This window comes from Acetobacterium fimetarium (assembly GCF_014284475.1).
Classification (GTDB): Bacteria; Bacillota; Clostridia; order Eubacteriales; family Eubacteriaceae; genus Acetobacterium; species Acetobacterium fimetarium.
Genome location: NZ_WJBC01000010.1, coordinates 1 through 12,397, shown reverse-complemented (window position 1 = coordinate 12,397; position 12,397 = coordinate 1). Strand labels below are relative to the sequence as shown.

Here is a 12,397-nt window from a genome sequence, read left to right as displayed (position 1 = left end):
TTTATATTAGACTTCACCTCAACGATTAATTTTCATCTGTAAACGCACACCTCCTGATGCGCTAACAATTGATCGATGCTACGGTGTTCAGAGCTTTTCACATTTTTCTGACGGCGGTTCTTTCTGCATATTTGCTAAAGAAATGGTACCCGGATCCACCCTCACTGATAATATCAAGAATTTCGTCTGCTTTTGTGACGATGATTCCGCCCAAAAGCGTCACACCGTACTTGAAAAAAGCATCCGGTAACATGCTGGCAGTTGGACCGGTAACAATGATTTCTGCCCCTTTTTTGGCCATTTTCAACAAATCATTGAGGGTATTGTTCAGGATTGTCACGCCGGTAATCACAATCAGATCCGCATCCGGAATATAAAGCGGTGCATCTGTCGCCGGTGCATAATGTTCCAGTTCTTTTCCTTTAAGCGTTCTTGAATCCATTTCCAGAACCTTGTAGTCCGCATCTGCCTGGGTGAGCTTTTTCAGCATCGGTACCAGGGCCCCGATGACCACTGTTTTTTTAAACTGGGTCGGATCAACCTTATCAAAGGCATCTTCACCCATGACAATTTCATAATCCCGATCACCAGCATTTTCCTTTTCCCAGCACAGCGTGCTGAGTGCATTTAATGTGGCAATACCCAGTGTTTTTTTTAATGGATTCTTCGAATGAACGTCTTCAATATATTTTGTAACCGCCCGTCCGGCAAGCTTTCCGGACAGGGGCATGGCTTTTGCCGTGCTGGGGCAGCAAACCGCCTCAGGCATTTCCTTTATCGGTGTAAAACAAAGGCCGCCATGTCCGGTGGATAGTTTCACTCCGGAAAAAAACAGGCCAAATACCGCTCTTTCCACCGTTATCTGGTCCAATTCCGCGCCAATTATGCTTGCTATTTTCTTGATCGTTTCGTCCAGAATTATATTTCTTTTGTCTTCCATCCTCATACCACCTCAATATATTCTTTGGGATATTGCATTTCCACTGCAATCTTTGTTCCCGCTTTGATTGTCGCCTCTTTTTCGATAAGTTCCGCACATCCGGAATAACGGTATTAAAATCCTCGCGAATGGCGACTCCCGTATTCTATCCCAATCACAATTTACGTTTCGTTGTGTTGAAAGGAGGCAACCATCTACTTAATTGACTTATATTTCCATGCTTCACTTTGCTCTCTGATTTTTTCATAATCTATAACCGTATCATATGCACAAATTATGAAATCCATTAACAAATCCACGCCATCATACCCGAATGCTAAACACGAAGGAAGCCGTTCAACAATGTGTTTTGCGCCTAAAGTATAACCGGAACTGAACCCGATGCAAAGACAATCGCCTAAATTATTCTTCATATTCATTATGTTAAAATTCCGACCATCTGCAATCTTGATATCAGGCCGATTTTCTCTCAACCATTCTAAATCTTCAACATCGCTGAAAATAATCGTCCCATCAAATACTAACTTTACATTAAAACCATATTTATCCAGTGCTCTTGCCAAAGGTATTGATCGACTCACCGCGCCATTATCAATAACGATCGGTATATTTTTTAAATATTTCACCGTATCATTGATTTGTTTCTTTGTATTATCTTGATAACTTCTTAACTTCGGCATTTTTTCATCAATGGTCATAAATATTTTTTTATAGTTTTCTTCAATAATGTCAAGATCGTAGGAATTATAAGTCAATAGAAATGGTATATCCAGCGCTCTTTCCATATGTTCTGCTGCATACTTTGCAATCGGATCAACCACGACATTTAGACTGCTTTTTCCCATTTCATTATACTCATCGAATGTTTTGCAAGCATTCATCTCTTTGATTTTCCAGCCTACGGAATTAATAATTCTTCTGAACTCACTTTTATCGGATAGTGGAAACTTATTTCCAACCAGGTTAATACTCTTCTCTCTAAGATCGCTTTTTTCCAATACACTGTAGAGCTGTTCCAACATTTTCATTCCCGGCTTAATCGATCTGTCCATAACAATGGGATCAACGTGACAAGTTATGAACCGAATATCCTGAAATCGTTGCTTAAGAAGCATTAACAATGCCTCGTGATCGGTTCCCAAAAGATCATCAATACAGGTTACATAAAGTATTATGACCCTTGGCCTTTTCTCCAGCAACTCCAATAAATCTTCAACCGCATCTGGAATGATATCTTCATAGGAGCCAGATATAATATCTTCTTCTGTAATATACAAATTTGTGATTCTGTCCTCAGCGTGTCGTCGATAAGCACCAATAGATAGCCGCCTTGCACATGCTGAAGGTCCGACGTGTAGTTCATGACTTTCTGGAATAAGCATTTTTGCATTTTCCTCTACCAGAGAGGCCTTTGGATTGTAATATTGCAGTGATTCTTCAAAATACTTTTGCATCTTATCCTCCCAATTTTTCTTTTTTTACCAATTTTATATTCCAAACTACTAAAAAAATATATAGCCCCGCTCTCCAAGTACCAAAATATTCCGAGCGGGGCTGGATAAAAAAATCAGGATGTATCTGGCGTATCGTTTTATAATCATAAATATGAGGTTACACCAGCTAAACGCGACCTTGCGTCGTTAGATCTTCGCTCCATCAGACAGAAATAAACAGCTTTCCAGATATGGACGCAGACGTGTCGAAATTCCGCCTTCTCCGGCAATACGGATCACATCAGCCGTTGAACCGACAAGGTTTCCAATCAGTGCATCGGCACCGAATTCAAAAAATACCTTCGTCAAGGGTGTGCTTGGTCCCCAAATCGCGGTGAACGGTTTTTGGCAAAGCTGCAGCAAACGCGGCATTGTTTTATTTTCCAATGCCGTTGCCGTTATAAAAACGAAGTCCTGTTCGGGGAGGAGATATTCACAAGCTGGGTCTGGATAGTCATCAGCCTGACAGATGCGCTCCAGAACTGACAGTTTACAGATTTTCCGTAATGGTTCCACTCCCGGGAAATGACCGATCACTGCCACCTTTTTCCCTGCCATTTGTGTTTCAAACTCTCCGAATATTGATCCATCTTCTTTTGGCTTGTTCTGCACCCGTTCAGGTTGGTTGTACCATGCGTTGATCGCGGCAAGCCCTATTGCTGCCTCTCCAAAATCCCAGGACTTTACCAGTTTGGCAAGCTCTTTGAGCGGTGTGCCCGCAATCGTCCCTGCAAATCGATTAGCATGTGGTGCATAAGGTGGTGTCATTGCCATTCCCGTGCCGACTGAGGTGCACACGACGGTCCAGATCGGTCCGATCATGCACGACTCAATTACAGCATCGTCAGGCAATGATTCTAACAGGCAATCATATAGTCTCCATGGATTAGTTTCCATTTTCAGCCTTACTTTCCTTCAGGGGTTTTAAAGGTCAGGATGAGATTGGCCTGTTCGTCCGTCAGTTTGTAGTTATAGAAATCGTTATAATAAGATTTGATTTCTTCGGTCATGTTCAAATCTTTAAATAAGTCTGGGTGAAGGGTCTTTGCGATCTGCTCCATCAACAGGAAACAGTCGGTCGAGTAATCCGCCACACCAACACCTTTGAGATTCACGTATACTTTTCCGTTTTTCACAGCCTGAATAGAGCTCCATGCCGGATCCTGGGTGATCAGCTCTATATTATTAACACGACCCATGAAAATATACTCGGGATTCCACTGAACGACCTGCTCCATGGTGGTAGTATAAAGCAGCTCATCGTCAGCCTTACTGACAAGGCTGCCGCCGGCCATATCAACTAGGTAATTGGTATAGGATTGCCCGCCATGGATGCTCAATGCTTCAGGGCCACGTACATAATAGACACTGGGGATCTCGTTCGCCGTCAAATTGGCCGTTTTGCTGGTAATGGAAGTTGTGGTTTTTTCCGCATATTCGCACCATTTTTGGGCTTTTTCAACAGCGTCACCACCAAAAACATCGCCCACCAGAGTTACTTCCTTTTCTTTCAATTTAAGAAAATCCGCATCTGTATTGACGCCAGTCTTATCCAGCTGCGTCACAACAACCGCTATACCAGCGTCTTCCAACGCCTTAATCACATCGGGATAAGCGTCCCAGTACAGAACCACCTGTGTCCCTTTGCTGACTAGCTCTTCCACATTCGGTGCCATGGCATTCTCAGAAACAGGAATATTGGCGAACTCAGGACAGATCACATTCGCCCAACCGGTGGCACCCATTTTGTTCCCTGTCATTACAACCTGGTCAGCTGCACCAAGCATGATGGCAGTCTCGTAGCTGGGACCGCATAGCGTGGCAACCTTGGTTACGTCGTTTGGAATAGTGACCTCACGACCGGCCAGGTCAACAACAGTATGGGTACCGGTTTTGGTAGAATTAGATGTCTTCGCAGTACTGTTGCTACTGCATCCGGTGGCCAGTGTTGCGACCATCGCAACTACCAACATCATACCAACAATTTTTCTTTTCATTTTTTTCTCCATTTAATGTAATCTCTCTTTCATTTAATTTATATGGAACGGAATTGCTTCCGATTCTCATCATTCAATTTTCCGGCTACGCAGGCGACCCGTTTAAGTTCGTCAATATAGACCAAATGCAAATCCGTATGGTAGAGCGCCTTCAGAGACGCCTCCGAGATTACTTCTTTTACCGGACCAACCCTCATATGCCCCAGGTTATCCAGAATTCCAACTTTTTCATCGATCATGATCGCGTGATCCGGTATATGGGATGTCAACACCACCGTCAACCCGCGATTCCTGGCCAGTTGAGAAATAATCTCGATAATTTTCAACTGATTGCCGTAATCCAGATGATTAGTCGGCTCATCCAACAAAATGATATCCGTCTCCTGGACCAGAATACGTGCTATCTGTGCCTGTTGGCGTTCACCTCCGCTGATGTTAGCGTAAATTTTATCAGCTAAATTACTGATCCACATATCTTTCATGACCTCATCCACCTTGTCATATTCAGCCGGACCAGGGACGTTGAGAATCCCCATGTGGGGTGCGCGACCCATGACGATATAATCCCTGACTGTGTAGGAAAACGTTGGAACAGAAATTTGCGGGACGTAACCCATTATCTTAGCTACATCGTTAATTGCATATTTCGCAATGTTCTTCCCTTTTAGTAGAATCTCTCCCCTTGTTGGGGTCAGCATATTGCTTATACAGTCAAGCAGCGTGGATTTGCCTGCGCCGTTGGCGCCTAAAATAACAAGGACCTCGCCCTTATGCAGTTTGAAATCAATATTGGAAAATATCTTTTTTTCTCCGTCATAGGAGTAAGAAAGGTTTTTCACTTCAAGAATTGCGTCATCACACATCAACTGATCCTCACTTTCTGACGAGCAAGTAACCAGACAAATAGCGGCGCACCCAGTAGTCCGGTGATGATACTTAAAGGGATTTCACTGCCGGTCAGATTTCTCGCAATCGTATCCACAACAATCATAAATACCGCCCCAATAATTGTGGAAATCGGAAGTAAATAGCGGTTGTCGTGCCCAATAATCAGTCTGCCAAAATGAGGAATAATCAAACCAACCCACCCAATGGTGCCACATAGACAGACCGCGCACGCCGTGAGGATAGTAGCACAAAAGATTGCCAGACCACGTGTTTTTCGAATATTGACACCCAGAGATCTTGCCTCCTTATCACCCAAAGACAACAGATTGATCCTCCAGCGCATCAGTAGCAGAATAGCCATCACGCTTAGGATAGCCGGCATCACCAAAAGCACCTGATTCATATTTGTCGTGGCAAAGGAGCCCATCGTCCAGTAAACAATCGCGGCCAACTGATTATCCGGATCAGCAACGTACTTGGTAATCCCGAGCAACGAACTCATAAAACCAGATACGATCACCCCACCCAGCACCAGCATCAGTGACGAATTGTTCTTGAAGAATCTAGGAATACTGGTTGAAATCAATACTGCCAAAAGGCCGGTCAATAACGCAAAACCCTGAATCGCCAATGACGGAAAACCAAGAAGAATTGCAACAGCCGCACCAACACAAGCTCCATTGGAAACACCAAGTAAATCAGGTGAAACCAGTGGATTTTTAAATATTCCCTGATAGGTCGCACCAGACAATGCCAGTGCACCACCCACCAATGAAGCCCCCACTAATCGTGGCAATCGAATATTAATGATCACATTTTCCATCTGCTCTGTCCAGGTGACCTCCATGCCTGTTGGGACTACTTGTGAAATCAATATTTTAACAACTTGAATGAGTGGTACATGAAAACGTCCGATAGACAACGAGATTAAAAACGCAGCCAAGAATAATATAATTAAAAGACAAATTATTTTATGGGCATCCCAAACCGCAGATATTTGCGCTTTTGGTTTATCTATGGGGATCGACTTGCTGCTTGATTCCAGATTTATCACACGATACTCCTTTCTTCCATTTCACATTATTATTCCTCTGTAATATATTCTTTTGGATACCGCATTTCTACAGAAATCATCGTTCCCGCTTTAATACTGGATCCCTTCTCTAAATAAAACTGTCCATTTTGGAGGTGATTAACTTCTGCCCGTGTTTTCCCCTGTAGCTCAACCGGTCTAGCATAATATTGGCCATCTTTAATAAACACTCTCATAAAACTAACAAAATCAATCTTGCGTCCATTTATATCTTCCTCAAGCATTGCAATGATTTGATATGGCGACTGCACTGGTTGCATCTGCATGAGACGCATGGCATTTTTTACATATAATGCGGCCGTAAGATCTGCCCCCATTGGCGGACCCGGCAAGCCGATAATGGGCGTATTGCCGGAATAAGCTAGACTGCAGTGTTTTCCCGGTCCATGACCCAGTTCATAGACCATGACATTGCCAATGCTTTCCAGCAGTTCGATTGTGAAATCCTTGTTGCCTTTTGACGAACCTGCACAGATCAAAACCAGATCCGCGACGGCAACGGCTGACAGAATCGCTTCTTTCAGTTTTTCCATCACATCCGGAATAATGGGATACAGAATCGCTTCGCCTCCGCATTCATTAATATATGCTTTCAGCATCTGACTGTTCGACTCCACATTTTTTCCTGGCGGGGTCTGATAACCGGCCGGCACCAATTCATCCCCCGTCGGTATAAATGCGACCTTCGGTTTTGATAGAACCTTGATACTTGTGATCCCACCGGTGAGAAGGATTCCGATTAAGGATGGACTGATTCTCTCGCCAGTGTAGACTAGCAGTTCTCCCTCTTTCACTTGCCCCCCTTCAACACCAACACCTTCCCCGCACTTTTCAGGAATCGATAAAAGTCTTACCTTTCCTGATTTATCAAATTCAACATTTTCAATCGTGATAACCGTGTCATAGTCGTCACTTATAGCAACCCCAGTATTGCTAAAACAATATTCTTTTTTATCTTTCCAGTCTGAAGTATCAGGAATTCCTTTTGAAAAATCGGAAAAATGCACGGCTATGCCGTCGCGTGCACTGACCGGTTTATTGGGAAGAGTATTTTTCGCATAAACATCCTCAGCACATATTCTTCCCAGTGATGTTACTACCGATACTGTTTCATCTTCTGACATCGGTTTAATCTTATTTTCAAGGATTCTCAACATTTCATCTCTACTTGGCTCAAAATCTGGTTTTTTATACATTTAACTTCTCCTCCATTATTAGCCTATATTTATAATCATACTTCTTTTTTTAACTTCATTGTTTCTATAGCACATTAAGCAATATGTATTATTTTCTTTTTTTATTATGTTTTATTGTGTTTAGTTCTTTTTAGTTATATGCAATTTTATATTACAACCTCTTTTATGTCAATTAATCTTATTCTTTTTATTGCACAAATAAAAAACAAAGCTACCGATTATGTTTCAAATCAGTAGCTTTGTCTGCCTTACAAACCTTTATTATTTTTCTTCTTCGTATATTTTTGCAACCCGTCCAACCTGTCCGTCGGTTAGCATTACCTTTATCCCATGGGGATGATTCGGGCTTTTGGTTAATAAGCGGCCAACCCGCCCCTGGGTTAATTTTCCAGTTCTCTGATCCGCCTTCAATACTATATCGACCAAGGCACCAATTTTTACGTCACTTCTTTTTTGTCCGTTCATCATGCTGTCTTTTGCGCTTCCTCTAAAGCGATTGCCAATTGATCCATACATGAACTCGTCTTCTTTCCACAGGTGTGGCCTTTAAACAAGTTGCTGATTTCGTCAACTGTTTTCCCCTTGATCATAATGGATAACGCTTTTAAGTTACCGCTGCAACCACCCACAAAGGATAAATCTATGATGGTATCACCTTCTAACTCAAAATCAATTTCCTGGGGACAAACGCCTTGGGGTTTATATCTGTATGTCATTTTTTCCTCTTTCTATTTAGTAGTTTTCAACTCGTTTTTGTATTTTTTTACTGTAATCCTCAATCGGATGCACGTATTCCTCACTCATAAATCGTGAATGAATCATAAAATCAGCCGTTGCCAGGTTGTTGGCTACCGGGATATCATAAACCGTGGCAATTCTCAGCAATGCTTTAATATCGGGGTCATGGGGTTGAGCTTCCAGCGGGTCCCAGATGAAAATGAGCATATTAACCTCACCATCAACAATTTGCGCGCCAATCTGCTGATCACCGCCGAGCGGTCCACTTTTAAAAATTTTTACTGGCAGTCCGGTTTTTTCCTGGATAAGGCGTCCCGTGGTTCCTGTACCGCATAAAAAATGGGTTTGCAGTATTTCTTTATTTTTAATAACCCAATCCAATAGTTCAGCTTTCTTTCCATCGTGAGCAATCAACGCTATTTTTTTTGTTTTTTCGATGATTACATCAACATAGTTATCTTCCATTCTACTCTCCTTAACCTTTCAATATTTATTGTCCACCTGCATTTTATCTGCAGACTTCATAATCCAAAAGTTCGATGTTCCTGGATAAATAGTGTGCCTTCATGGGTTCTTCGTTAACATAGTCGGTACTCAGATATTTTTTGTTGTCATCCGGGAAGACAGTAGCCACAACGGCTTGCGGATCACCCAGCAAATTCTGGGCGATGATGGAACCCAGGAAATTAGCTCCTGAAGAAATTCCAACCCCTAAGCCCAACTCTCGGGAAAGTCTCTGAGCCATGATAATGGCATCTCCATCGTTCACGGCGATAACTTCATCCAATTCGTCCAGTTTAATGAGATCCGGGACAAATTCATCTGAAATGCCCTGGATTCGATGTTTTCCCACGCGATATCCGGTTGATAAGGTTGGTGAAGTAGCCGGTTCCAAAGGATGTCCTTTAATTGCCGGATTCTTTTCCTTGAAATATTTGGCTAATCCCATAATGGTACCGCCAGTTCCAACGCCGGCAACCAACGCCTGAGGTTTCACGTGAAACTTGTTCAATTGGGCTTCCATTTCCGCTGCAGTACTCTCGTACTGTGCCTGTGTGTTCTCCTGATTGGAAAATTGACAGGGTAAAAATGCATGTCCCTCTGCAGCCAACGCCTCTGACTGGGCGATACTTCCTAAAAAGCCACCTTCTTCTTTTGACACCAGGCGAACTTCTCCGCCAAAGCCTTTAATGAGGTTTTTTCGCTCATCGCTCATCCAATCCGGCATATAAATTACAACCGGATGTCCTAAACATGCACCAATGGCAGCAAAAGAAATCCCGGTATTTCCGCTTGTTGCCTCAACGATGGTTTCCCCCTCGTATATTTCTCCTTTTTCATATGCTTTTTTTAAAATATGCAAGGCCACCCGATCTTTCAGACTTCCTGTCAAATTATAATGTTCTGCTTTTGCATAAACACAACGTGGTTGTCCTTGATATAAAATATTGATCTTTAACATGGGAGTATTTCCGATGAGCTTCTCTAATTCTGCGAATTTTTGTTCTGTTTCCATCAACCCTGTCCTTCACTCGTTATTCTCTCGTCGCTTGAGATTGCTTTAATCCTGAACTTTTTGTACTTTTTTTCAAATATAATCATACTAAATAAAGCTTAATAAATCAATGTTTATTCAAAGGTTGGGCTGGCGAGCAGTCATGAACTTTTCAATTTTTCTTGCAATTATGACACATATCCGTTATAGTAATAAGTGCTGAAAATGTAATCATCTTGTTTTCAGTCAATTTATTCGTGTGTTCGTGACCTTCCACACGTAAAACAAAACTAAAGGAGTTTTATGAAAAAAATTGGTGTTCTCTTTATTACCCAGGCAGCTGTCATCGCTGCAATGTATGTCGTTCTGACCTTTGTGTCCAGCTCATTGGGTTTGGCCAGCGGCGAAATTCAAATTCGGCTCTCCGAAATGCTCTGTGTCCTGCCGGCCTTTACACCAGCAGCCATACCTGGCCTTTTTCTCGGCTGTCTCCTGAGCAATCTCTTAACCGGTTGTACCGTGATTGATATTGTCTTCGGCAGTCTGGCAACCCTCGTTGCGGCCGTCATTAGTTACCAGTTGCGAAACCACAAGTATCCCCTGCTGGTTACCATTCCCCCTGTCATTGTCAACATGATCGTCGTCCCGTTTATTTTGAAATTCAGTTATGGTGTTCCCCTGCCGATTCCAGTCATGATGGGAACTGTCGGTATTGGTGAAATGATTTCATGTGTTGTTCTGGGAACCGTTTTGTACTTCGCCCTGGACAAGCGTCGGGTTATTTTTCATCAGAGCTAAAATAAGATGTTTAATATCGTTAAAAGACAGGCCCCAAAAATGGGCCTGTCTTTTTTAGTTTAACTACGACAGTCTAGACGCTGAAATATAAACTGGAGCTGGAAGCATTGCCACTGAAGAAAAAAAGCATTAAAATAGAAGCACACATAACAAACCCGAAACGAATAAAAAAAAGTTATAAATTTCTGTCACAACTCATGATTATCACTTGTCTAATTTAGTATAATGCAAAATTAGATAGAATGGAGATTAGTATGAATAACAAAACACATGAGACAAATAAGAAAATTGAACTGGCTCTAAATGGTGACAAGCGAGCATTGGAAAGCCTGCTCGTCGGTGTGCAGGATATGGTGTATAATCTGTCATTACGGATGCTCGGCAGTCCCCATGATGCGGAGGACGCTACCCAGGAAATCCTAATCAAGATAATGACGGGCTTGTCCTCTTTCAGGAAAGAAAGTGAGTTCTCCACTTGGGTGTATCGAATCGCAACCAATTACCTGCTGAACTACAAAAAATCATTTTTTGCAAAACAACCGCCACTTAGCTTTGAGTTTTATGGGGCGGACATTGAGGCCGGATTTTTGAAGAATAACCCAGGTATGACAAATGGCGTAGAAGAGGAAATTTTGGCCCATGAACTTAAAATGTCCTGCACCAACGTGATGCTCCAGTGTTTCGACCCAGAAAGCCGGCTGATTTATATCTTGGGCATCATGTTTAGAGTAGACAGTAAGGCAAGCGGCGAGATTCTGGGAATATCCCCGGAAGCATACCGCCAGCGTTTATCACGAATTCGTCAAATAATGGCTGATTTTATGAAGCAATATTGCGGTCTTGCGGCATCAGAAAAATGCAACTGTCAAAAGCGGATTGGCTATGCCATTACTAATCATCGCTTAAATCCTGCCAATTTAGAATACCATCAACTTGAACAAGTGGATGAAGTTGTTGCGTTAGACTATTTGGCGGCGATGGAAGAAATGGATACGGAATCGGCTATTTTTGCCAAATTGCCCAGATATCATTCTCCCAGGAAGACGATGGATTTTCTGCAAAAAATACTGCGCTCTGAAAACATGGCGACGATCATGGGGCGAGCTTAATGGAGCACCACTATGGCAAGAATACCAGAATATAAAAAATTGATAAACACACGACTGGCCAATACTTACGGTGGCTGGATTTATTGTGATGGTTGCAATAAGACGATTGGTTATCTGTGTTATGTTACTTACGACTTTTTTCGATTGGTCTATCAGTGCAAATGCGGAAATTGCGGAAGTGTTCATCTTGTGTTTTCGGGTGAAAATACGGACCAAATCAGTAGCGAACAATCATTGATAACTATAAAGAATCGTCTATGTTGTCCTGAAGACAAATCTCCATTGGTAACAATTTTGGAAAAGAATCTTGATTCATACAAATATGAGATCAACTGTAAAGCCTGTAATACAAAATATCAGGTGAAATAAGTTCAGCAGAATAACTATCATACAGATAATTGCGACTCGGTGATTACCTGTATGATTTTTTTGATAATCGCTGAAACTCGATAATCTGAGCTCCTCGCGTCAGTCGCCACCAGACTTTTAAAATTACTGCCGTAAAATGAAGACGTGCAACTCCGTCGCAGCCAGCGCTGCGCCTCCGTTTGGGGCTTCGCCCCATAAAAAAATAGATTCATAATGAAAGATATTAAGGTTCCTTATATCTTTCATTATGAATCTATTTTTTTGCACGGCTTCATTAAAAA

Annotated in this window: 13 protein-coding genes; 2 read left to right on the top strand and 11 right to left on the bottom strand. The window is 42.3% G+C overall.

Annotated elements, in window-relative coordinates; translation table 11 throughout:
• Window positions 1-97: 97 nt before the first annotated feature.
• From GH808_RS08105 to GH808_RS08055, 11 genes are all read right to left on the bottom strand, one after another.
• The gene (locus tag GH808_RS08105; RefSeq protein ID WP_186842281.1) at window positions 98-940 is read right to left on the bottom strand and encodes a DUF364 domain-containing protein; all 843 of its coding nucleotides are present in this window, start codon (window positions 938-940) and stop codon (window positions 98-100) included.
• Window positions 941-1,134: 194 nt separating this feature from the next.
• Window positions 1,135-2,394, bottom strand: a complete 1,260-nt coding sequence (locus GH808_RS08100; RefSeq protein WP_186842280.1) for a nitrogenase component 1 — start codon at window positions 2,392-2,394, stop codon at window positions 1,135-1,137.
• A gap of 186 nt (window positions 2,395-2,580) precedes the next feature.
• Entirely contained in the window at window positions 2,581-3,330 is a 750-nt protein-coding gene (locus tag GH808_RS08095) for a Rossmann-like domain-containing protein (RefSeq protein WP_186842279.1), read from the bottom strand.
• 8 nt (window positions 3,331-3,338) lie between these two features.
• Window positions 3,339-4,409 (bottom strand): ABC transporter substrate-binding protein, encoded by a 1,071-nt coding sequence (locus GH808_RS08090; RefSeq protein WP_186842278.1) that lies wholly within the window; start codon window positions 4,407-4,409, stop codon window positions 3,339-3,341.
• A 59-nt stretch (window positions 4,410-4,468) separates the two neighbouring features.
• Complete coding sequence (locus GH808_RS08085) at window positions 4,469-5,293, bottom strand: ABC transporter ATP-binding protein (protein WP_186842277.1); 825 nt, start codon at window positions 5,291-5,293, stop codon at window positions 4,469-4,471.
• The gene (locus GH808_RS08080) at window positions 5,293-6,372 is read right to left on the bottom strand and encodes a FecCD family ABC transporter permease (RefSeq protein ID WP_311135768.1); all 1,080 of its coding nucleotides are present in this window, start codon (window positions 6,370-6,372) and stop codon (window positions 5,293-5,295) included. Before GH808_RS08080 ends, GH808_RS08085 begins: the two co-directional genes overlap by 1 nt.
• Window positions 6,373-6,401: 29 nt before the next feature.
• The gene (locus GH808_RS08075) at window positions 6,402-7,607 is read right to left on the bottom strand and encodes a molybdopterin molybdotransferase MoeA (RefSeq protein ID WP_186842276.1); all 1,206 of its coding nucleotides are present in this window, start codon (window positions 7,605-7,607) and stop codon (window positions 6,402-6,404) included.
• Between the two features lie 261 nt (window positions 7,608-7,868).
• Window positions 7,869-8,072, bottom strand: coding sequence for a YwbE family protein (locus GH808_RS08070; protein ID WP_186842371.1), 204 nt, complete (start codon window positions 8,070-8,072; stop codon window positions 7,869-7,871).
• Complete coding sequence (locus GH808_RS08065; protein WP_186842275.1) at window positions 8,072-8,323, bottom strand: TIGR03905 family TSCPD domain-containing protein; 252 nt, start codon at window positions 8,321-8,323, stop codon at window positions 8,072-8,074. The genes GH808_RS08070 and GH808_RS08065 overlap by 1 nt, the downstream gene beginning before the upstream one ends.
• A 16-nt stretch (window positions 8,324-8,339) precedes the next feature.
• On the bottom strand, window positions 8,340-8,810 hold the full coding sequence (locus GH808_RS08060; protein ID WP_186842274.1) for a methylglyoxal synthase: 471 nt from the start codon (window positions 8,808-8,810) through the stop codon (window positions 8,340-8,342).
• A gap of 43 nt (window positions 8,811-8,853) precedes the next feature.
• The gene (locus GH808_RS08055) at window positions 8,854-9,861 is read right to left on the bottom strand and encodes a PLP-dependent cysteine synthase family protein (protein ID WP_186842273.1); all 1,008 of its coding nucleotides are present in this window, start codon (window positions 9,859-9,861) and stop codon (window positions 8,854-8,856) included.
• 282 nt (window positions 9,862-10,143) lie between these two features.
• Between GH808_RS08055 and GH808_RS08050 the strand changes: the two genes are divergently transcribed.
• Both GH808_RS08050 and GH808_RS08045 read left to right on the top strand, forming a co-directional pair.
• Window positions 10,144-10,638: a QueT transporter family protein gene (locus GH808_RS08050; protein WP_186842272.1), complete on the top strand. Its 495-nt coding sequence runs from the start codon at window positions 10,144-10,146 to the stop codon at window positions 10,636-10,638.
• Between the two features lie 254 nt (window positions 10,639-10,892).
• The gene (locus GH808_RS08045) at window positions 10,893-11,747 is read left to right on the top strand and encodes an RNA polymerase sigma factor (RefSeq protein WP_186842271.1); all 855 of its coding nucleotides are present in this window, start codon (window positions 10,893-10,895) and stop codon (window positions 11,745-11,747) included.
• Window positions 11,748-12,397 lie beyond the last annotated feature (650 nt).

Coding starts and splice junctions, on each gene's coding strand:
- GH808_RS08105 (WP_186842281.1), bottom strand. CDS start 940: ATGGAAGACAAAAGAAATATAATTCTGGACGAAACGATCAAGAAAATA.
- GH808_RS08100 (WP_186842280.1), bottom strand. CDS start 2,394: ATGCAAAAGTATTTTGAAGAATCACTGCAATATTACAATCCAAAGGCC.
- GH808_RS08095 (WP_186842279.1), bottom strand. CDS start 3,330: ATGGAAACTAATCCATGGAGACTATATGATTGCCTGTTAGAATCATTG.
- GH808_RS08090 (WP_186842278.1), bottom strand. CDS start 4,409: ATGATGTTGGTAGTTGCGATGGTCGCAACACTGGCCACCGGATGCAGT.
- GH808_RS08085 (WP_186842277.1), bottom strand. CDS start 5,293: ATGTGTGATGACGCAATTCTTGAAGTGAAAAACCTTTCTTACTCCTAT.
- GH808_RS08075 (WP_186842276.1), bottom strand. CDS start 7,607: ATGTATAAAAAACCAGATTTTGAGCCAAGTAGAGATGAAATGTTGAGA.
- GH808_RS08070 (WP_186842371.1), bottom strand. CDS start 8,072: ATGAACGGACAAAAAAGAAGTGACGTAAAAATTGGTGCCTTGGTCGAT.
- GH808_RS08065 (WP_186842275.1), bottom strand. CDS start 8,323: ATGACATACAGATATAAACCCCAAGGCGTTTGTCCCCAGGAAATTGAT.
- GH808_RS08060 (WP_186842274.1), bottom strand. CDS start 8,810: ATGGAAGATAACTATGTTGATGTAATCATCGAAAAAACAAAAAAAATA.
- GH808_RS08055 (WP_186842273.1), bottom strand. CDS start 9,861: ATGGAAACAGAACAAAAATTCGCAGAATTAGAGAAGCTCATCGGAAAT.
- GH808_RS08050 (WP_186842272.1), top strand. CDS start 10,144: ATGAAAAAAATTGGTGTTCTCTTTATTACCCAGGCAGCTGTCATCGCT.
- GH808_RS08045 (WP_186842271.1), top strand. CDS start 10,893: ATGAATAACAAAACACATGAGACAAATAAGAAAATTGAACTGGCTCTA.